Annotated in this window: 20 protein-coding genes; 10 read left to right on the forward strand and 10 right to left on the reverse strand. The window is 43.9% G+C overall.

All coding sequences use genetic code 11. The features are described 5' to 3' along the window. The first annotated feature begins 350 nt into the window (after window positions 1-350). Window positions 351-2,150, forward strand: coding sequence for an oligoendopeptidase F (pepF, locus tag AB5Z01_RS04540; RefSeq protein WP_287216213.1), 1,800 nt, complete (start codon window positions 351-353; stop codon window positions 2,148-2,150). Between the two features lie 340 nt (window positions 2,151-2,490). On the opposite strand, the gene AB5Z01_RS04545 is transcribed toward pepF, so the two are convergent. From AB5Z01_RS04545 to AB5Z01_RS04560, 4 genes are all read right to left on the reverse strand, one after another. Next, the gene (locus tag AB5Z01_RS04545; RefSeq protein ID WP_117858520.1) at window positions 2,491-2,754 is read right to left on the reverse strand and encodes a DUF6171 family protein; all 264 of its coding nucleotides are present in this window, start codon (window positions 2,752-2,754) and stop codon (window positions 2,491-2,493) included. Window positions 2,755-2,811: 57 nt separating this feature from the next. Then, complete coding sequence (locus AB5Z01_RS04550; RefSeq protein WP_022288647.1) at window positions 2,812-4,446, reverse strand: DAK2 domain-containing protein; 1,635 nt, start codon at window positions 4,444-4,446, stop codon at window positions 2,812-2,814. A 41-nt stretch (window positions 4,447-4,487) separates the two neighbouring features. Next, a complete protein-coding gene (locus AB5Z01_RS04555; RefSeq protein WP_022288646.1) occupies window positions 4,488-4,835 on the reverse strand; it encodes an Asp23/Gls24 family envelope stress response protein in 348 nt (115 codons plus the stop codon). Window positions 4,836-4,968: 133 nt separating this feature from the next. Further along, window positions 4,969-5,619 (reverse strand): HAD family hydrolase, encoded by a 651-nt coding sequence (locus tag AB5Z01_RS04560; RefSeq protein WP_368365352.1) that lies wholly within the window; start codon window positions 5,617-5,619, stop codon window positions 4,969-4,971. A 234-nt stretch (window positions 5,620-5,853) separates the two neighbouring features. Here AB5Z01_RS04560 and AB5Z01_RS04565 point away from each other — a divergent pair, with 234 nt between their 5' ends. The 3 genes from AB5Z01_RS04565 to AB5Z01_RS04575 all read left to right on the forward strand — a co-directional run bounded on the left by AB5Z01_RS04565 (window position 5,854) and on the right by AB5Z01_RS04575 (window position 9,739). Continuing rightward, window positions 5,854-7,290, forward strand: coding sequence for a uracil-xanthine permease family protein (locus AB5Z01_RS04565; protein WP_118162559.1), 1,437 nt, complete (start codon window positions 5,854-5,856; stop codon window positions 7,288-7,290). A 91-nt stretch (window positions 7,291-7,381) separates the two neighbouring features. Beyond that, window positions 7,382-8,011 carry a uracil phosphoribosyltransferase gene (gene upp / locus AB5Z01_RS04570; RefSeq protein WP_038671163.1) on the forward strand — a complete coding sequence of 210 codons (630 nt, stop codon included), beginning with the start codon at window positions 7,382-7,384 and terminating at the stop codon, window positions 8,009-8,011. A gap of 231 nt (window positions 8,012-8,242) precedes the next feature. Beyond that, on the forward strand, window positions 8,243-9,739 hold the full coding sequence (locus AB5Z01_RS04575) for a glycosyltransferase family 39 protein (protein WP_287216216.1): 1,497 nt from the start codon (window positions 8,243-8,245) through the stop codon (window positions 9,737-9,739). Between the two features lie 45 nt (window positions 9,740-9,784). On the opposite strand, the gene AB5Z01_RS04580 is transcribed toward AB5Z01_RS04575, so the two are convergent. From AB5Z01_RS04580 to AB5Z01_RS04600, 5 genes are all read right to left on the reverse strand, one after another. Next, window positions 9,785-11,221 (reverse strand): murein hydrolase activator EnvC, encoded by a 1,437-nt coding sequence (locus AB5Z01_RS04580; RefSeq protein WP_287216217.1) that lies wholly within the window; start codon window positions 11,219-11,221, stop codon window positions 9,785-9,787. 51 nt (window positions 11,222-11,272) lie between these two features. Then, the gene (locus tag AB5Z01_RS04585; protein WP_368365353.1) at window positions 11,273-12,730 is read right to left on the reverse strand and encodes a murein hydrolase activator EnvC; all 1,458 of its coding nucleotides are present in this window, start codon (window positions 12,728-12,730) and stop codon (window positions 11,273-11,275) included. Between the two features lie 178 nt (window positions 12,731-12,908). Further along, on the reverse strand, window positions 12,909-13,814 hold the full coding sequence (gene ftsX, locus AB5Z01_RS04590) for a permease-like cell division protein FtsX (protein ID WP_022288639.1): 906 nt from the start codon (window positions 13,812-13,814) through the stop codon (window positions 12,909-12,911). Continuing rightward, a complete protein-coding gene (gene ftsE, locus AB5Z01_RS04595) occupies window positions 13,801-14,487 on the reverse strand; it encodes a cell division ATP-binding protein FtsE (RefSeq protein ID WP_022288638.1) in 687 nt (228 codons plus the stop codon). Before ftsE ends, ftsX begins: the two co-directional genes overlap by 14 nt. 57 nt (window positions 14,488-14,544) lie before the next feature. Next, the gene (locus AB5Z01_RS04600; protein ID WP_022288637.1) at window positions 14,545-15,630 is read right to left on the reverse strand and encodes a CdaR family transcriptional regulator; all 1,086 of its coding nucleotides are present in this window, start codon (window positions 15,628-15,630) and stop codon (window positions 14,545-14,547) included. A gap of 439 nt (window positions 15,631-16,069) precedes the next feature. Between AB5Z01_RS04600 and rimM the strand changes: the two genes are divergently transcribed. The 6 genes from rimM (at window position 16,070) to AB5Z01_RS04630 (ending at window position 20,060) form a co-directional block, all read left to right on the forward strand. After that, entirely contained in the window at window positions 16,070-16,576 is a 507-nt protein-coding gene (gene rimM, locus AB5Z01_RS04605) for a ribosome maturation factor RimM (protein ID WP_117923151.1), read from the forward strand. Next, window positions 16,576-17,079: a hypothetical protein gene (locus AB5Z01_RS04610; RefSeq protein WP_117864447.1), complete on the forward strand. Its 504-nt coding sequence runs from the start codon at window positions 16,576-16,578 to the stop codon at window positions 17,077-17,079. The genes rimM and AB5Z01_RS04610 overlap by 1 nt, the downstream gene beginning before the upstream one ends. A gap of 1 nt (window position 17,080) precedes the next feature. After that, a complete protein-coding gene (gene trmD / locus AB5Z01_RS04615; RefSeq protein ID WP_117958049.1) occupies window positions 17,081-17,821 on the forward strand; it encodes a tRNA (guanosine(37)-N1)-methyltransferase TrmD in 741 nt (246 codons plus the stop codon). Window positions 17,822-18,104: 283 nt separating this feature from the next. Further along, window positions 18,105-18,377, forward strand: coding sequence for an HPr family phosphocarrier protein (locus AB5Z01_RS04620; RefSeq protein WP_022288633.1), 273 nt, complete (start codon window positions 18,105-18,107; stop codon window positions 18,375-18,377). A gap of 455 nt (window positions 18,378-18,832) precedes the next feature. Further along, complete coding sequence (locus AB5Z01_RS04625; protein ID WP_287216220.1) at window positions 18,833-19,585, forward strand: 16S rRNA (uracil(1498)-N(3))-methyltransferase; 753 nt, start codon at window positions 18,833-18,835, stop codon at window positions 19,583-19,585. Between the two features lie 160 nt (window positions 19,586-19,745). Then, entirely contained in the window at window positions 19,746-20,060 is a 315-nt protein-coding gene (locus AB5Z01_RS04630) for a hypothetical protein (protein WP_022288631.1), read from the forward strand. Window positions 20,061-20,149: 89 nt separating this feature from the next. On the opposite strand, the gene AB5Z01_RS04635 is transcribed toward AB5Z01_RS04630, so the two are convergent. Beyond that, on the reverse strand, window positions 20,150-20,653 hold the full coding sequence (locus AB5Z01_RS04635; RefSeq protein ID WP_022288630.1) for a CarD family transcriptional regulator: 504 nt from the start codon (window positions 20,651-20,653) through the stop codon (window positions 20,150-20,152). Window positions 20,654-20,882: the final 229 nt, after the last annotated feature.

Below are 20,882 nucleotides of genomic sequence, written 5' to 3' on the forward strand. Positions count from 1 at the left end.
GCCCTGAATCTCCTACATCATAGTTGTGATCCTGTATAATAAAACTTGACACATACAAAACAATCAAAGTATAATAAAAACAAAGGAGTGTGTCATCAATGGGAACAGGAAAACAATATGATGAAGAGTTTAAAAAGCAGGCAATAAAGCTCGCAAAGGAGATTGGCACCTAGCTTTATGCCGCTGGGCGTATTTTTATTTGTATCGTGTATTATTTTACAGTTCACCTGCCCTAATTTGACAAAAGTACGTCAATGGAGTATAATGTAACCAGCGTTACGCAAATTAATTATAGGCAATACCACACAAGACAAGCCTATACCTATTATTATAGAAACGAGGTCATGAAAATGAGCGAGGAAAGAATACCTAAGAGAAGTGAAGTGCCTGAACAGTTCAAATGGGCACTGGAGGATATTTATGCCACTGACGAAAAGTGGGCGGAGGACTTGCAGAAGCTTAAGGCTATGCCTGAGAGGATAGCGGCATTCAAGGGCAGGCTTAGCGAGAGTGCTGACACGCTTTATGATTTTATGCAGCTTTCAGACGAGATATCTGTTCTTTGCGACAGCCTTGGCAACTATGCTCAAAGACGTTCTGACGAGGACACTGCAAATGCAAAGTATCAGGGCTTTCTCGGTCAGCTTATGAACGCTTATGTTGCAGTAAACTCAGCAGGAAGCTTTGAAACACCTGAGATCATTTCTATCGAGGAGGATAAGCTTCAGAAATTCTATGAGGATAAGCCTGAGTTGAAGCTTTATAAGCGTGCGCTGGATAAGCTACGTCGTAAAAAGGCTCATATCCTCTCTGAGGCTGAGGAGAAGATACTTGCCCTCACTGGTGAAATGGGTCAGTCCCCTGAGAATATCTACTCTATGTTTTCTGATGCAGACCTGCGTTTCCCTGACGCTGTGGATAAGGACGGCAAGGTTCACCAGGTCACACACGGAAGTTATATCCCACTGGTGCAGAGCGAGGACAGAGTACTGAGAAAGTCGGCTTTCGAGTCTATGTACGGCACATTTGACAAGTTCAAGAACACCTGTGCGGCAACACTGTCGGCACAGATAAAAGCGGTGAACTTCTATGCAAAGGCAAGAAGATATGATTCAAGCCTTGAAGCCGCTTTGGACGGAACAGAAGTACCTGTTTCAGTGTACAAAAACCTTATTGAAGCCGTCCATGACAATATGCACTATATGTATGATTATGTTGCACTGAGAAAAAAGCTTTTGGGCGTTGATGAGCTGCATTTCTATGACCTTTATACTCCTGTTGTTCCTGACGCAGATATGAAGATAACCTTTGAGGAGGCTAAGGAAACTGTCCTGAAAGCACTTGCACCTATGGGAGAGGATTACCTTGCGATACTCAAAGAGGGCTTTGAGAACCGCTGGATAGACGTTTACGAGAACGAGGGCAAAACAAGCGGAGCATATTCCGCAGGTGCAAGAGTTCACCCTTATGTGCTGCTCAATCATAAGGATACACTTAACTGTATGTTTACGCTGGCACATGAAATGGGTCATGCTATACACTCGTATCTTTCAAATAAAAATCAGCCTGTGGTATATTCAGATTACGTTATCTTCGTGGCAGAGGTAGCCTCAACTTGCAACGAGGCATTGCTCATGCAGTATCTGCTGAAAAATACCGAGGATAAAAAGCAGAGAGCGTATCTTATAAACTACTTTCTTGAACAGTTCCGTACCACACTTTACCGCCAGACAATGTTCGCAGAGTTTGAGCTGAAAATAAATGAAATGGTAGCGGCAGGGGAGAGTCTGACAGCCGAGGGGCTGAACGAGCTTTACGGCCAGCTAAACAAGCTTTATTTCGGTGACGGAATAGTGCTTGATGATGAGATAAAATTGGAGTGGGCAAGGATACCTCATTTCTATTATGACTATTATGTTTATCAGTATGCAACAGGCTATTCTGCGGCTATCGCACTTTCACAGAGGATATTGAAGTATGGCAAACCTGCGGTAAAGGACTATATAGGCTTCCTGAAAGGCGGCTGCTCAACTGACCCTATCTCATTGCTTAAGGGTGCAGGTGTAGATATGGCAACAACTCAGCCTATCAATGAGGCACTTGCAATGTTCGGAGAGCTTGTAAAGGAAATGGAAGAGGCAATGTCATAAGTGAGGAGTGAGGAATGAGGAATGAGCATAGCCGACCAAAGTTGTGCCCCCAACACCGAGCGTAGCGAGAGATAAAACGCAGGCTCAAGCCCGGCGCTAGAGGGCTTGTGGGGTCAAGGGGCAAAGCCCCTGCGGAGTATGAGGCAGAGCCTCATTCGGCGACAGCCGACTAAGCGGTGCAGAAAAGTAAAAAAGCACACAACAGTAAAAGAAATAATAAAGCGGTGTCGGAGAAAAAATCTCTGCACCGCTTTTTCCTATCCCATTAAACAAAGTAAAACCCGCAAAGAGCGTAGCGATTTTGCGGCGGAAGGAACTTGCCTGAATGAACAGTATGCCTTTACCACTTCTTGTCTATATCCGCACAACGCATACCTATCTTCAACGCCCTCAGCTCAACATAACAGCCGCATAAAACGCACATTCCGTCCACAAGCTTTTCGCAATCCTTGCAAAATGTCAAACGCCGATGATATTCGTCCTCCGATACCCTCTTGTCCGCAGGATATGCCGCAATGTGCGAACGCATATCACGTAGAAAATCATTTTCGTCCATATCCTCCAACAGGCATTTTCTGCACTGAACCTTTGTTATATCACTCATAAAAATTTCTCCATTGTACAAAAAAGCGGACAGCTCAATGCCGCCCGCCTTGTTATCTTATTCTACAGAAATGATGTAGTAGTAAACAGGCTGACCGCCGTTTATAAGGTTTACATCAAGATTTGAGAACTTCGCAGCTACCTGCTTTTGCAGTGCCTCAGCCGCCTCGTCTGTAACGTCTGAGCCGTAAAGAATAGTGATGAATGAGCTGTCACCCTTAACAAGCTTCTTTGTGAGCTTGTAAGCCGCCTTTGAAACGTCCTTTTCCACAAAGCTCAGCTTGCCGTTTTCAATGCAGAGTATCTCGCCCTGCTTGATAGCGTGGCCCTCATAGTCAGAATCCCTTGCCGCAAATGTTACCTGACCTGTGGCAACTCTTTCAAGTGCATTGGTCATCTCAATGCGGTTCGTATTGAAATCAGCGTCAGGGTCAAATGCCAGCATTGCTGACATTCCCTGCGGTATAGTCCTTGTCTGAAGCACGCATACCTTTCTGTCTGCAAGCTTAACAGCCTGCTCAGCCGCCATGATGATGTTCTTGTTGTTTGGCAGAACGAAAACCGTTTCAGCGGGGCATGACATTATTGCCGCAAGTATATCCTCAGTGGACGGGTTCATAGTCTGTCCGCCCTTAACGATGCAGTCAACACCGATATCTCTGAACATTGACTCAATGCCGTTTCCTGCCGCAACTGCAACAAAGCCGTACTGCTTTTCAGGCTTTGCAGGAACGAACTCCTGTTTTGCTTCTTTCTGTCTGGCCTTGTGCTGGAGCTTCATATTTTCTATCTTTGGCAGATTGATGTAGCCAAATTCAAGACCCTTCTGTATTGCCTTACCAGGGTCGTTGGTATGAACGTGTACCTTTATTATCTCATCGTCCTCAACAACTACAACGCAGTCACCTATGGTTTCAAGATAAGCTCTCAGCTTTGATGAATCGTCAGCGTCAGCTTTCTTTGTGATTATCATTTCAGTGCAGTATGTGAAGTGTATCTCACAGTCATACTGACCAACAGTAGCCGCAAATGTGTCGACTGTTACCTGCTGTTTCTGTGCAGGAGCATCAGCCTTTACTATTTCGCCGCCCTTGAATACATCTCTCATTGCTTCAAAGATAATGAGAAGTCCCTTGCCGCCTGCGTCAACAACGCCTGCCTTGGCAAGTGCAGGGAGAAGCTTTGGTGTTTCGTTCAGTGAAAGTTCAGCCTGTTTGCAAACTTCTTCCATTATAATAATAGGATCGTTTGTGGAGTGGAGCATTTCTCTTGCTTTCTCCGCAGACTCTCTTGCAACTGTCAGGATAGTTCCCTCTGTAGGCTTCATTACGCTCTTGTATGCTCCTGAAACGCCCTGTTCCAGCGACTCTACAAGCTCATTTGCACCCATTTCCTTCTTGCCTGCAAGTCCTTTTGCAAAGCCTCTGAAAATAAGCGAAAGTATAACGCCTGAGTTTCCTCTTGCGCCTCTAAGAAGTGCAGAAGCTGTTGTGCTTGCCACAACTGAGCAGTCTGTATCATCGCTGAGATTTTCAAGCTCTGCTACGGAATTTGTTATAGTCATTGACATATTAGTTCCTGTATCTCCGTCAGGTACTGGGAACACGTTAAGCTCGTCAACTGATTTTTTCTTGTTAGATATGCTGTGTGCGGCACTTATGACAGCGTCACGCAGCAAGCCTCCGTTTATCACTATAGTTTTCCTCCTATACTGTTATAGATATCCTAGGACGTTCAGCCTTTCATTTCGTCAACGTAAACGTTCACAGATTTAACGTTGACCCCTGCCTGCTCTGTCAGAACATAATTTACCTTGTGAATGATGCTGTCAACGATAGCTCCGACATTTATGCCGTAGTTCACAGTGATGTGCAGGTCAACGATAAGCTCGTCCCCATCCTGACGGATTATAACGCCCTTTGTGGTGTTCTCTTTCTTTAGCATTGCAGAAACGCCCTGTTTTGCACCATAGGCGTTAAGTCCTGCCACGCCGAAACAGCTTTCGGCAGTATCCGAGATAAGCTGTCTGAGATATCCAGTGGATATACCTATAGTTCCAATGTGGTTGCGAAACTTTATCACAGAAAACAACTCCTCTTGATCGTGGCAGGATCACAAGCTTATTTCTTATGCCGCCACATAATAATTTATTTTATTATATCATAAACATTTGACTTTTGCAATAGGTTTTCGCTCTTTTGTACACCTGTCAAATTTATCCCAGAAGCCATTTTGCGGCTTCCAGAGGCGCTTCGGCTATATACACCGCACCTGCCTGAGAAAGCTCCTCTCTTGTGCCGTAGCCGTAAAGCATACCGATACAATCTATACCAAGAGCTTTTGCACCAAGCACGTCATGATGCCTGTCGCCTGCCATTATCACCTGTGAGCGGTCATTAACTCTGCAGTTTTTCAAAGTGTGCACGATAACGTCCGCCTTTACGCTCCTAGAGCCGTCAAGCTCCGCACCGCCTATGTAGTCAAAATACTGTGCAAGGTGAAAATGCTCCAAAATCTTCACCGCAAAGACCTGCGGTTTAGAAGTCGCCACCGCAAGGTGAAACCCAGCCTCTGACAGCTTTTTAAGACACTCCTCAATGCCGTCATAAACACGGTTCTCGAAAATGCCCTTGGTGGTGTAATATTCACGGTAGTATTTAACAGCCTGCTCGCATTTTTCATCATCAAAGCCGTAAAAATCCCTGAAAGAGTCTTTCAGCGGCGGGCCGAGAAACTTTGTCATCGTGCTCATCTCAGGCTCTATGCCGAACTTTTTCAGTGCGTATACAGCCGAATTTATTATGCCCTCGCCCGACTCAGTAAGCGTGCCGTCAAGGTCAAAAAGAACATATCTGTAATTTTTCATGTCATTACCTCACATAATACAATATATCAATTGCTATTATAACGCAAAATGGCTTTTTTGTCAAAGAAAATGGGCAATTACGCACAAAAAATCCTGCTGAAATACGGCATTTAGCTCATTGACAAAAATATTGTTATAAGTTAAAATTAAAAAGGCGGTTTGTGTCAAAACGTATCGCAAAGAAGTATTTTTCCTTTTATATGGGAAAAGAATAAATATGAATGAGGTGTTATTTTGAAACTTATTTTTGATGTTTCAGACAAGCCAAAGGCTGGTCAACTGGTAGTGTTCGCACTTCAGCAGATGCTGGCTATCCTTGCGGCGACCATCGCTGTGCCGCTTATTATCGGAAACGGTCTTACACCTGCGGCTGCAATGTTTGGTGCAGGTGTGGGAACTATAGTTTATATCTTTTTTACAAAAAGAAAAAGCCCTGTGTTCCTTGGCTCGTCCTTTGCTTTTTTAGGCTCAATGGCGGCGGCTTTTGCAGGCGGCGTTTCAATGCAACTTGGCATGCTTGGTCTTATCATAGGCGCACTGCTTGCAGGACTTGTATATGTCGTTATCGCAATAGTAGTAAAATTTGTTGGAGTAGGCTGGCTCAATAAACTCATGCCTGCGGTGGTAATAGGACCGACCGTTGCTATAATCGGACTTTCCCTTGCAGGAAATGCTGTTGGCGACCTGCTCAAAGGCGATGTTACAAAGCAGGTAACAGAGTATGCAGTTTCCACAGACAGCGGCACACCTGAGATCATCGAAACTGTATCCAATGTGCCTGTTGGCTCGTCATATGTGGCTCTTATCTGCGGACTTATCACCCTTGCAGTGGTAATGCTTTGTTCAACATATGGCAAGAAAACACTCAGACTTATACCTTTTATAATCGGTATCCTCGCAGGCTATGCAGCCGCAGCGATTTTCACTGTTATCGGCAATATATGTGATATTGACGCACTTAAAATAGTAGATTTCAGCATTTTCAGCAGCTATATGCTCACAGACGGCAGCGTTTCACTGAAAACATTTGTTAGCCTGCCTGACTTTGCATTTGTTTCAGGTCTGAAAGGTCTTAAGGAGTTCGACTTCACATATTTTGCAACTATCTTTGTTGCCTATGTGCCGGTTGCACTTGTTGTTTTTGCAGAGCACGTTGCTGACCATAAAAACCTTTCTTCTATTATCGACCATGACCTCCTTGAAGAGCCTGGTCTTACAAGAACGCTTCTCGGCGACGGTGTAGGTTCTATCGCAGGCGCACTGTTCGGTGGCTGTCCGAACACAACATACGGTGAGTCCGTTGCCTGCGTTGCTATCACGGGAAATGCTTCTGTTGTAACTATCTTTGCGGCAGCAATAGGCTGTATGCTCTTCTCATTCATCACTCCGCTTGTTGCGTTCGTTGATTCTATCCCTGCCTGCGTAATGGGTGGCGTTTGTATCGCTCTTTACGGCTTTATCGCAGTTTCAGGTCTTAAAATGATACAGGACGCAAACCTTGACGATAACAGAAATCTCTTTGTTGTGTCCGTTATCCTCATTGCAGGTATCGGCGGTTTGACACTCACATTCGGTGATATAACACTCACAGAAGTAGCGGCAGCACTTATCCTTGGCATTCTTACAAACGTTATGCTCTCAAAGAAAAAAGGCAACGCAGCTAAGAAATAATTATAACAAAATTGCAGAGGCGAACAGTGTTCGCACGTTACTGCACACAAAAAATGCGAATTTATAAATCATTGTGAAAGGAAATCGGAAAATGGGAAACGTAAATATCATCAATCACCCGCTTGTAAAGCACAAAATAACGCTTATGCGTGACGAAAAGACCGGAACAAGAGAGTTCCGTATACTTGTGGAAGAGGTCGCAATGCTCATGGGCTATGAGGCTATGAGAGATCTTCCAACAGAGGACGTTGAGGTGAAAACACCTATCACCACAAGAAAGCTCCCTATGCTCTGCGGCAAAAAGCTTGCTATCGTGCCTATCCTGAGGGCAGGTCTTGGCATGGTAAGCGGACTTCTTGCACTCGTTCCGTCTGCAAAGGTAGGACATATCGGTCTTTATCGTGACGAGGTCACACACGAGCCTCACGAGTATTACTGCAAGCTTCCTGATAGAATAAACGAGCGACTTGTTATTGTCTGCGACCCAATGCTTGCGACAGGCGGATCTGCGATACAGGCTGTTGATTTTTTGAAAGACAAGGGCTGCAAGAACATCAAGTTCATGTGCATAATCGCTGCTCCTGAGGGTCTTGACGCTCTGAGAACGGCTCACCCTGATATCGACATTTATGTAGGCAACCTTGATGAAAAGCTCAACGAGGACGCTTATATCGTTCCCGGTCTTGGCGACGCAGGTGACAGGATCTTCGGCACAAAATAATTGTCTTATACTAATACTCGCTGCTTTGTTTTTTGCAACAGAGCGGCGATTTTTTTGTTTTCTTCACTAAAAAAACTTTAAAAAGTTCCTTCAATTTCAGTTGTTACAATAATTGAAACTTATTTCCGTTGATGATATAATTCAAATGTAGAAATATAGGACAAAATAAAAAAACAGGGCGAACTCATGTAAAAAAATATTATGAGGATACACCCTAATAAGGAGCTAAAAATGTTTGTGAAGAAAACAGACCGATTTTTTGCGGTCACAAGCATGATCGTGTGCTGCTGTTGCACTGCAACTGTGTTTATCTCATACATAAAACGCAGTAACATACGAATGCTTTGTCTTGGACCATTTTTCCTTGCGGCGGCGATAGTGTTGTATATTGCTCTGAAACGCTGTGAAAAGAAGTTTACCAAAAAGCGTGTCAGGCTTATATTTGCTTTTTTCTGCCTGATTTTGCTTGCATTGCAGATATTGTTTGTGCGTTATCTTCATTACAATTACGAAATGGTTGACCCCAAAATAACAGGGGAGTTCGCAAAACGCTTTGTCATGGGTGAAGATCTTGGGAGCATCAAAGAAAGCTACCGTATTTATGCTGCAAAATACCCTAACGCATGGGGCATGATATATTTGCAGATACCCTTTTTCGCCTTATGGAAGCTTTTCACCGGCGGCGTGAGCATCTATGCGGGGCAGACCTTTAACGTAATTCTTATTCAACTTAGCGTAATAATGACCTTTCTCACAGGGGAGAGGATTTTTAAACTTAACAGCCAAAGGCTTTTTTGCGGCATTATTTCGGCACTTATGCCTGTTATGCTTCTGTATACACCGTTTTTTCATTCTGACACAGCAGGCATGATATTTGTAAGCTGTACTCTTTATTTTCTGACCCTTGCGGTGAAAGAAAAAAGCAAAACCAAAAGCGTTGTCTATGCTCTTATAGCAAGCCTTTTTATCGCACTTGGAAACACTGTCAAGGGAAGCATTGCAATAATTCTGATTTCAGTGATGATATTTTTTGTGCTGAAAATGGGTGTAAAAAGGGGAGCTATCCTGAGCCTTGCGGCTGTTATGCTGTTTATTGGCGTGTCAAAGGCGGCATACTATGGCGGTCTTACTATGGGTATCTCTGATGAAAAAATGGTAGACAGATATCGTTTTCCTGTTACACACTGGATAATGATGAGCCTTAACAGCGACTACAAGACCCATGTTGACGAGGACGTTGACTTCACTATGTCATTTGATACATATGACGCCAAAAAGCAGGCGAATATCCGGGAAATAAAAGCCCGCCTTGAAAACATAAGCACCCCTTATGAAGCCTGCAAAATGGCTTATCACAAAGTCGCCAGAACGTGGGACAGCGGTGGTTTTGCCTATGGCAAATATCTCTCACGCTCCGACCCCTCAGGTGGTCTGCGAGAGGTATTGCACAGTCGCTTACTTGGTAGCTATGTAGACGGCTATCACAGTGCAATGCTCATAGCAATGGCGTTTGGTGCAGTTTATGCCGCTGGCAAGCGTCGCCATTCTGCTTTGTTTTTCAGCATAGTGACTCTCACGGGAGTTATACTCTTTTTCCTTATCTGGGAAAATCCACCTAGATATATCGTCACATTTATCCCCGTGATAATGCTTCTTTGCACTGCAGGAACAAGATTTATCACAGCGATTATTTCACGTCTTTGTAAGCGTGTGAGTGCTTCAAAATAAGATAAAAAAAGGCCTCTTATGTTTTTCCATAAGAGGTCGATTTTTTTATTGTGTAACATCAAGATAGAACGCAGGGTTCAATATATAACCCTGATAGCGTATCTCAATGTGCAGGTGGTCGCCCGTTGAAAAGCCGGTCGAACCCATTTTGCCGATAACGTCGCCTTTTTTCACCTCGTCGCCTATCTCTACATCTACCTCGGAAAGGTGTCCGTAAAGGGTAATGAATTCGTTGCCGTGGTCGATGATAACATAGTTTCCATAACCGCCGCCACAGCCGCAGGACTCCTCCTTGCCGTAGTCATGAGTGCAGGTGGTGTTAATCTTTATGACCTTGCCACTGCATGAAGCGTGAATAGGCGTGCCGTGAGCCGCAGGAATGTCAAGACCCGTGTGATATGAGCCCCAGCGTGCGCCCACGCCTGATGATACGGAGTAAGCCCCCGGAACAGGCCATGCGAAGTAGTAATCAGGCTCGGTATCTCCAAGCTTTTCGCCCTTGTCAAGGCGGTCATTTATCTCCTTGTGAAGCTCCTCAAGCTTCACATCTGCAAGTGCCATTGTGGCGGAAACTTCGTTATCTCTTGCTGTTCCGCCTGAGCCTGACGATTTCAGTATGCCGGAAAGGCTGCCCTCAAACTGCTCACGCTCCGCCTCATAGGCTTCGTTCTGCTCTCTGAGCTTTTTCTGCTTAGCTTTAAGCTCCTGCTGTGTTTTTGTACTGGAGCGGTAAAGCTGACTGAGCATATCCTTCTGCTGTGTATACTGTGTGTACTGAGCGTCATACTCGGCTTTCTGTTTGTCAAGGGTCTTTTGTATATCCTCATATTCAGTTTTAAGTTTTATAAGGTTATCAATGATAGTGTCATCATGGTGTGCCACACGCTTTATAAGCTCTAATCTCATGAGTATGTCATAAAAGCTGTCTGATTCCAAAAGCATTGTGGTGTAGCTGTCCGACCCTGCGATATACATTGCCCTTAATCTTTGTTTAAAGTCCTCTATGCCCTTGTTTATCTCAGCCTGCTTCTTATCGATATTTCGCTGATTGGTGTTTATCTGAAGCTCCAGTGCGGTCATGTAAGAGTTGAGAACGTCTATCTCGTCATTTATAGAATCTATCTTTTCTTTCAGAAGCTTCTGCTTTTTCTCGCTTTTCTCAATGTCCTCATCATATTTGTCGAGCTGTTCGTTTATTTCCGTCTGCTTTTTTGATAGCTCTCTTAGCTGTTCTGCATACTGTGTGATGTCAAAACCTGTTGACTCCTCCTGAGAATTATCGTCATTTTCTATTTGTTCATCGTTTTGCTGACCTCCGTCAGCCACAGATTCAGTATAGCTATAGTCCTCCCCCTGCGAGTTTTCAGTGTCCGCTGAGGTTATCTTCAAAGACGAATTGTAGCTGCTTCCTGCAATGCCAGCGGTAACAGCGAATGCGATAATGAAAGTGAGAATACGTTTTAAGCTGTAAAGCCTGTTCATGAAATAAAAGACTCCTTTGGTTGTGGGGCAAGACCTTTCGGCATTGCCTGTTTATACATAATTTGACGGATTCTGTGCCACGCCGTTCAATCGCACCTCAAAGTGCAGATGGTCGCCAGTTGAATATCCTGTTGAGCCGACAATACCCAGAACGTCGCCCTTGTTGACGTGCTGACCCTGTGTTACGCTCATATACTGTGAGTGACCGTAAAGGGTCCAGTAGCCGTTGCCGTGGTCGATTATGCAGTAGTTTCCATATCCACCGCCGCAGCCACATGAGCCGTTCTTGCCATAATCGTGTGTGCAGGTGTTGCTAACGAGTATAACAGTACCCTCAGCGGCAGCGCATATCTTTGCACCTCTTATTCCAGGAGACCAGATGTCGATACCCTTGTGATAAGCGCCCCAGCGCCAACCCACGCCGTAGGAAATATGATAATAACCCGGCACAGGCCATGTAAACTGGCTCTTGTCGGTATAATTGTAGTCACCGTTATTGGTAGAAGATTGACCGCTGTTAGAGGTGTTGCCGTTTGCATTAGAAGATGAAGAATTGCCGTTATTATTCTGCTGTTGCTGCTGTTGTCTACGTTCTTCTTCCTCTCTTCTCTTACGTTCTTCCTCTTCTTTTTTCTTACGTTCCTCTTCTTCCTTCTTTTTGATCTGCTCCTGCTCCTTGTAAAGCTTCTGGAGCTGTGCTTCGAAGTCTTCCTGCTCCTTGTTTATCTGCTCCTTATTGGCTTCATAAGCCGCCTTATCTTCCTCAAGCTGGTCGATAACAGCCTGACTTTTTGCATAAAGGTCGTCAAGCTTTTTCTTCTGCTCAGTGTGATAAGCCTTTTGTTCCTCAAGGGTAGTTTTGTTAGTTTCAAGGTCAGACTTGTTGGCTTCAAGCTCTGCTTCCTGAGATTCATACTCGCCTTTAAGCTCAACAAGTCCGTCGATCATGGTGTTGTCATGGTCAGCCACTCTTTTGACAAGCTCTATTTTCATAAGCATATCATAAAAGTCCGTCGAACCAATAAGAATATCGGTGTATGAACTATTTCCAGCAACATACATTGCTCTAAGACGTTGTTTGAAGTCAACAACGCCATTTTCTATTTCAGTTCTCTTGTTTTTTATTTTTATTTCGCTCTTTGCGATAGCCTCTTCAAGGTCGGCTATCTCAGTTTCAAGGTCAGTGATAGAATCCTCAAGGGTCAGTATAGTTTCCTGAACAGTTTCTATCTGCTCTTGGATAGCTTTCTGATTTTCTTCCTCCTTGGAGATATCGTCCTTTGTGCTGTTTATCTGCTTGTCAAGGTCAGCTTGCTTTTGTTCAAGCTCGCTTATTTTATCCTTGGCAGAGGATATTTTTTTCTTGTTGTTCTTTATTGCCTGACTTTCTGCAGAAGCGTTCTGCGCTGTCATGACCGGCTGTGTGCCGCCTGCGATCATTGTCATGGAAGCGACTACGGCGATAGTGAAAGCCAATACTCGCTTCATTGTGAATATACCTGTTTTCATACCTGTCCTCCGTCTTAAAAAAGACCATTTTTACACGTTTTTATCTTTCCCTAACGCATTATCCCGCACGTTCTCTCTTTTTTATCTCATGTCAGGATATGCTTTAAACTGCAACAAAAGGCAGTCTAAAAACCCCGTTGGATCATAGCCTGCCTTATGTCTATATTTGGCAAATGTATTATACTTTAAGATGCTTGCCTGTGCTTATAGAAGTACCCACCGCACCGATAACAGCGCCTGCGATAAGATAAGATGCTGCAACAGGGAGCAAGAGGGATTTGAACGAATACAAATTCTGAACACCGAGAATGCTCCAGAGCTTGAAGTCATCATTGAAGATGTTGTAAATTCCCTCGTAGGCAAACTTTGTGAGCAGCAGTGCGCCTGCGGCTGCAAGCAGACCAACTATCATACCCTCGATAAAGAAAGGTATTCTGATAAAGCTGTTGGTAGCGCCTACATATTTCATGATGTTGATCTCTTTACGTCTTGCGAAAACGCTTGCTCTGGTGGTATTTGAAATGATTATCAGACAAACCACAACAAGTGCCACAATGACCGCAAAGGCAACTATTGTAAATACTCTTCTGATACTGATAAGGATATCAGCAAATGCTGTAGGGGACTTTGTCGAGTCAACATTGTCAAAGGTCTCTATCTGAGTGGTTGTTTCGCTCATCTTCTCGATATCCTTGACCGTTACCTTGTAAGTATCAGGCAATGGGTTATCGTCGGCATACTGGAAGAAATCCTTTTCCTCATCAGTCATACCCTTGAGCATATTTTTCCACGCTTCGTCCTTTGAATAAAGGCTCACAGTGTTGATATTTCCGACCTCTTTGAGCTTATTTTCAAGGGTCTGCATATCAGCCTGACTTGTGCCGTCCTTTACGATAACGATGACTTCGCTCTTGTCCTCGATACCGCCGATTATTCTTGTAAGGTTAATGGAAACCAGCACCGAAGTGCCTACCATAAGCAGGGAAACGAGCAGGATACAGAAAGAGGCGAACGTCATCATTCTGTTTTTCCAAATGCCCTTGAAGCCCTGATTTATAAGATATCTAAAACTACTTGCTTTCATTGGAGCCTCCTATCACTTCGTCAAAGGCGATCTGACCTTTGTTGATGTTGATAATTCTGCCTCCGAAATAGCGCACAAGGTCATGCTCGTGGGTAACCATAAGAATGGTAGTGCCGCACTCGTTTATGCCCTTGAGAAGCTCTACTATCTCATATGAAAGAGCAGGGTCGATATTTCCTGTAGGCTCGTCGGCAATGATGAGCTGTGGGTCGTTTACAAGTGCTCTTGCAAGTGCCACACGCTGCTGCTCACCGCCTGAAAGCTCGGTCGGATAGCTTTTCGCCTTATCGGAAAGTCCCACAAGGCTTATAACATATGGAACACGGCTTCTTATGTACTTTGCAGGAGCATCGATTACTCTCAGCACGAACGCCACGTTCTCATAAACTGTCATTGTAGGGATAAGTCTGAAATCCTGAAAAACAACGCCGATAGTTCTGCGAAGGGCAGGTATCTTTCTTCTTCTCAGCTTTTTCAGATTGAAGCCGTTTACCATTACTGTACCGCTGGTCGCATCTATTTCTTTAAGCACCAGCTTGATAAGTGTTGATTTTCCGGCGCCTGAAGGACCTACCACGAAAGCGAAGTCGCCGTCGTTTATCTTCAGGTTTACTTTGTTCAGAGCGTCCACACCGCTTGAATAGGTAACGGACACGTCTTTAAACTCTACCAAAATTTACACCGCCTTAGTTTTACAGAGGCAAGCAAGCCTCTTTTCCGCTCGTAGGATTTAGAACTTGACAGGGTTAGCGGAGAGATACTTCTTTACCATGAGAGCTATCTTGAAGATGATAGCGTGGTCGAACTCTCTCAGGTCAAGACCCGTGAGCTTTTTGATCTTTTCAAGTCTGTACACAAGAGTATTTCTGTGAACAAACAGTTTTCTTGAAGTTTCAGAAACGTTCAGGTTGTTTTCAAAGAACTTCTGGATAGTGAAAAGTGTTTCATGATCCAGCGACTCGATAGAGCCTTTCTTGAAAACTTCCTTAAGGAATGTTTCGCAAAGTGTTGTAGGCAGGTGATAGATAAGTCTTGCGATACCAAGATTGTCATAAGAAACGATATTCTTGTCAGTATCGAACACCTTTCCTACCTCAAGAGCTATCTGAGCTTCCTTGAAGCTTCTTGCCAAATCCTTTACGCCCTCTACTACTGTTCCTATACCTACAGTGACTCTTGTATAGAATTCACTTGAAAGAGTATCGGAAATAGAACGTGCCAGCTTTTCAAGATCCTTTGACTCAACGCCGTTTGCCACTTCCTTAACAAGCACGATATCGCTCTCTGTGATGTTGAAAACGAAGTCCTTGGACTTGTCAGGGAAAAGGTTCTGGATAACATCGTAAGCTGAAACGTCATTTGTGGAGAGTATTCTGATAAGCAGCACGACTCTTGAAATGTCAGCGCTGAAATGCAGCTCTCTAGCTTTAACATGAACGTCGCCCGGCAGCACGTTGTCAAGCACTACGTTCTTGATGAAATTGTTTCTGTCGTATTTTTCGTCATAATACTGCTTTATGCTGGAAAGAGTAATGGCAAGTATGCTTGCATACTTTGCAGCCACCTCGTCTGTTCCCTCAACGAAAACAGCATAGTCAGGTTTCATATGAGCACCGAATGGCTTATAGGTATAACCGTCTCTAACAAAAATGTCGTGTGAATCGCCCAGATCTAACGAAACGAATTCGTTAGTCGTTCCGACCTGTGAAAGCTCAGAGCAGGCAATGATAGTTGCGTTCTCATCTATTACGCCTATGACGCAGTCGATAGTGTCACGCATCTGATGAACAACGCTCTGAAATAATCTGTTTGACATAAGTTATTCCCCTCTACTTGCAAAAATTTTCGACCTAAGTTCTGCCATGGGCATAATTACCCCATAAGGGCAGATGTCTGCACATTGTTATTATAACAAAAAACGATATGTTTTGCAAGTGTTTTATAGTGAAAATATGCAAAAAAACTTTTATACCGCAGTTTCAAGCACTGGTCTGCGGTCTGATATATTACAAATTGTAACACATTTTGCTCTCTTATGTGTGAATTTTTTGTTAAATCACAGGTTTTCATGGTGATTTTGTACAAAAGAGGGGCGTGAAGTTCGTTTTAAGTAACCGAATTGTAATTAATAAACTTTTTGTAAATATCCTGAGCTATGTGCATAACAGCGTAGTTAAAGCGTTGCAAAGGGTAAAAAAATATGTTACAATCTATAAAAAGAAAGCTGTAAGATTTGTTATCGGGAGGTAATCAAAATGGACGTAAAAAAATATCTTGAGGCGGGAAAGATAGTATCGGTGTTCGGCATAAAGGGCGAGATAAAAGTACAGCCATGGTGTGACGGACCTGAATTTCTCTGCGGATTTGACACACTATATTATAAGAGTGGTACTCCTGTGGAGATAGAGCGTTCGAGAGTTGCAAAGAATATCGTTGTAATGAAAGTCAAGGGCGTTGACACTGTGGAGGAGGCTCAGAAGCTTCGCAACAGGGTGCTTTATATCGACCGTGACGATGTGGAGCTTGATGAGGGCTGTTATTTTGTTCAGGATCTTATAGGTCTTGAAGTGGTCGACGCTGACAGCGGTGAAAGCTACGGCAAGATAACAGATGTAAGTCAGACGGGTGCTAACGATGTTTACCACATAACCGATGAAAAGGGAAACGTTAAGCTTATCCCTGCGATACCTGAAGTTGTGGCTGAAACGGATATCGAGGGTGGCGTGATGAAGATAACTCCGCTGGAGGGGCTTTTTGATTAATGAAGTTCTGCAAATACGAGGACTTGGAAAGGCTTGTCAGAGATTATTCTGACGGAATGTTCAGCCTGATATTTCCAAAGGTGAACAGCCGTGAAAAGTCGCTGAAATGTATCGAGAGAGTTTTTACAGCATACATAGACGAAAGTCCACGGCTGAGAAGTCCCAGGGCTGAGGAAAAATGGCTCATAAAAAGGCTGAGAAAAGAGAGCGGATTCAACAGGCTTGCCAACACATATGAGGGCGAGGGGCTGAGCTTTATGGAGCTTGACAATATGCTCACAAGTCTGAGGGTATACTATAATAACGAGGGCAACAAGCCGAAGAAGCGCAGGTCTGCTTTGTGGAGCTTATTTGTGGTGATAATAATTGCTATTGTGGTGACTATCGGTGTTGTGCAGGGCATAGGATACTATGAAAAAAGCGGTGGCTCTGTGCAGGAGCATTTGAACAGCGCTGAGGAAAATTGGGCTTACCAGCCTTTTGACATGATATGGAGGAATTGATTTGAACATAGATATTGCAACGCTTTTTCCTGAAATGCTTGAGAATTATCTTTCTGAAAGCGTAGTAGGCAGGGCGAGGGCTAAGAATATTTTCACGGTAACGTGTCATAATATCAGGGACTACACTCAGGACAAGCACCGCAGAGTAGACGATACCCCTTACAGCGAAAGACAGGGTATGCTCATGCAGTGCGAGCCTATTTACAACTGCTACAAGTCGGTGACTGAGGGCAAGTCTAAGCCTCACGTTATCTATATGTCCCCACAGGGAAAAACGCTGACCCAGAAGCGTGCAAAGGAACTTTCTCGGCTTGACAACATATTTATATTATGCGGTCACTATGAGGGAGTGGACAGCAGGGTCATTGACGAAATAGTTGATGAAGAAATATCCGTGGGAGATTATGTGCTTACCGGCGGAGAGCTTCCTGCGTTGGTGCTGGTGGACTGCGTTGTAAGAATGCTGGAGGGAACGCTTTCGCAGGCGGATTGCTATGAGGACGAGAGCCATTATAATGGTCTGCTGGAATATCCACAGTACACACGTCCTGAGGTGTGGCATGACAGGGAAGTGCCTAAAGTGCTTCTATCGGGCAATCATGCTGAGATAGCGAAATGGCGCCGTGAGGAGGCTGTAAAAGCCACCTATTTGAAGCGTCCTGAGCTGTTGGAAAGAAGTCCGCTGACGGAAAAAGATTTGGCTATTATACACAAATTAGAAGAAAAAGAGGATAAAAAGTGATATTGGTTTTCAACACTTTTCACATAATTGTTAAATGAATTTGTACAAAGTGATATAATGTAAAAATCTGTGTTGTGGATATATCACAAGTTTAATCGCAAAAGTTGCAAAGTTTAGAGCATTGTGCTGAAAATTGAGGGTTTTTCGCTTGTTTGTCTAAAATTTGCGTTGACTAAGGCAGACTTGTCGAGTATAATAAATATATCAAATAACCTGAGGGTATCTTGAAAAAGTCCCTTAATTAGGGAGTTTAACAGCATTATAATGAATGGGAGAGATCAGTATGTTCGTAAAAGACGTAGTAGTACAGAATCAGGTAGGACTTCACGCACGCCCTGCAACATTTTTCATCCAGAAGGCAAATGAATTCAAGTCATCTATCTGGGTAGAGAAAGAGGAGAGAAGAGTAAACGCAAAGAGCCTTCTTGGAATCCTTTCACTTGGCATCGTAGGCGGCACAACTATCAGGATCATTGCAGACGGTCCAGATGAGGAAGCAGCAGTAAAGGGTCTTGTTGATCTTGTTGACAGCGGCTTTGCTGAGGGTGCAAGATAATCGCTCCCTGAATATAACTAAATAGAATAGTTTGATTTAAGCGGAATGTTCTGTGTGGGGCGTTCCGCTTTTTTGTGTCATGCGTCATAAATTAGGTTCGTCCTGCGATATCCTCGACAGGACAAAAAAACACCCACAGAAAACTGTGGGTGCCAAAAAATAAAAAATTATAGGGGAGAAGCTAGTAGAAATTAATCTACAAGCTGTATATATGAAGGCTTGGGGTAAAAGCCTACATACCAAAATCAACTGCCGCTCTCGGAACTTCCCTCGGTGGGTCTTGTCCCTTGCGACAACTATATAATACCCTGCCCGTATGTACTGCGTATGAAAGTTTTGTGTTAGTTATGTGAACTTTGTTGAACAATTTTTGAAGGTGTGGTATACTATACCAAGAAGCGACGGAAGCGTCGTGAAAGTGCGTAAAATCGTGATTTGAGATTGGAGGACAGTGCTTGACACTGGTTGGGAATATGCCTAGATTTTTTGTTGACAGCGTATCGGGGAATACGATTTCTATCAGGGGTAATGATGCTTATCATATCGGCAGAAGTTTGCGTATGAGACTTGGAGATATCATCACTGTTTGTGCAGACAGGGTGGAATACAGAGCAAAAATTCTGTCCATTTCTGATAAGGAAGTGGTTTGCGATGTGCTTTCTGCTGAGAAAAGCGAAAACGAGCCTACTGTGAATGTGGTGCTTTATCAGGCGTTGCCTAAGTCTGATAAAATGGATCTTATAGTGCAAAAGGCTGTGGAGCTTGGAGTATACAAGATAGTGCCTGTTATTACGGCGAGGTGCGTTTCAAGACCTGCAAAAAGCGGCTACGAAAAGCGTGTGGAGAGATACAATAAGATAGCTTTGGAAGCGGCGAAACAGTCGGGCAGGGGATATGTGCCTGAGGTGACGAATTTTATCAGCTTTGAGGAATGCCTTGGTGAACTTAAAGAGTGCGATGAGAGCTTTATGTGTTACGAAAAAGGCGGTGTGAGCCTTAGTAAGACAGGCATTGCCCCTGTAATTGAGGGCGAGGAAAAGACTATTGGCTTGTTTATCGGCTGTGAGGGCGGTTTCGAGAGCCATGAGGCGGAGAGCTGTAGTCAGGCAGGGGTCACTGTGGTGAGTCTTGGACCTAGGATACTGCGGTGCGAGACAGCTCCACTGGCGGCTCTTAGCGTGATAATGAGCCTTACGGGGAATATGTAGCGGTGGGCAATTTGTCAAAGCTTACTGAGATTTTTTGAGCAGGTTGTATAAAAAATCAGTATTTTTTGTAAACGTCTTGATTTTTTATAACAAATATGCTATACTGTAGATAGTCTGAACGCAGTTCAGAGTGGAATATTCAAAAAAGGAGCGTTTTATTATGGCAAGCGGATTGAAAGTTATAGCTGCACTCGGTGCGATCGCTGCAGGAGCTGCTGCTATTTTTGCATTTAAAAAGCACAAGGAGCTTGAAAACTACGATTACGAAGATCTCGACGAGGATTTCGACGATTGCTGCGGCTGCGACGAGTGTTCTGACGAGGCTGATGAAGCTGACAAGGCAGAGGACGCTGAGAAGTCTGAGGAAAAGGCTGAAGAGCCTGCTGAGGACGAGGCTGCAACTGAGGAGGACGCTGACGTTGAAGTTCAGCTCGACGCTATCGAGGAGCCTGTTGAGGACGTTGACAAGGAATAATCGAGTATCATTTATGAAAACAAAAAGGACAAGCCACTGTGGTTTGTCCTTTTTTATTTGCCGATATTATTTGTGCCATTTGTATATATTTAGGCTTTGCTCAGGCGGGTTTCTATAAAGTCGAAGACCTCGTCTTGGGATATGCCCAGGACGGCTGAAAACTCGTCAAAGAGCAGATTTTCCGCATTCTTGAAAAAACGTTCGTCTAATGAATGGAGATGTCTGCCCTTCGCAATAAGATGTTTCTGTCTGAGATACAATGTTCTCACAAGCTGTGCAAGTCGCTTTCTGTCACCACTTTCAAGTACCTGTGAATAAAGCTCGGCACGCTCGCTGCTGCTTTCTTTCCAAAGGGAGCTCTCCTCGGGCATTTCTTTTATGATCTCCTCTATCTCATCGCCTGTGAGCAGAGGTTTGAACTTTGTTTTAAGCTCGTCATTATCTACCGGCACATACAAGGTGGAATTGATTTGGTGGACAGGTTTTAGAACTATGTAGCGCTTTTTCTGACCCTTGACGGTCTGTTCGCACTCGCCCTCGACTTTGCACACTCCGGTCGTACCATATGATATGACGTCGCCTTTTTTTAGCATTTTTAACGCTCCTTCCACATTAAATCGTGAATACAACTTTATTTTGTTTCTTATATACATTATAACACTTTTTTTCTAAAAATGTCATAGGCAATTTTAACAAATCCTACATAGAAGAGGATTGTATAAATGTGTATGAAATGGGTTGCAAAAAAAGGCGCTGTAAAAAAAGCGCAACAAAGCCCGTGGATTTCCTCGATATGGAAGCTCACGGGCTTTAATATATCAC

Source organism: Ruminococcus sp. RTP21359st1_H3_RTP21359_211015 (genome assembly GCF_040909065.1).
GTDB lineage: Bacteria > Bacillota > Clostridia > Oscillospirales > Ruminococcaceae > Hominimerdicola > Hominimerdicola aceti.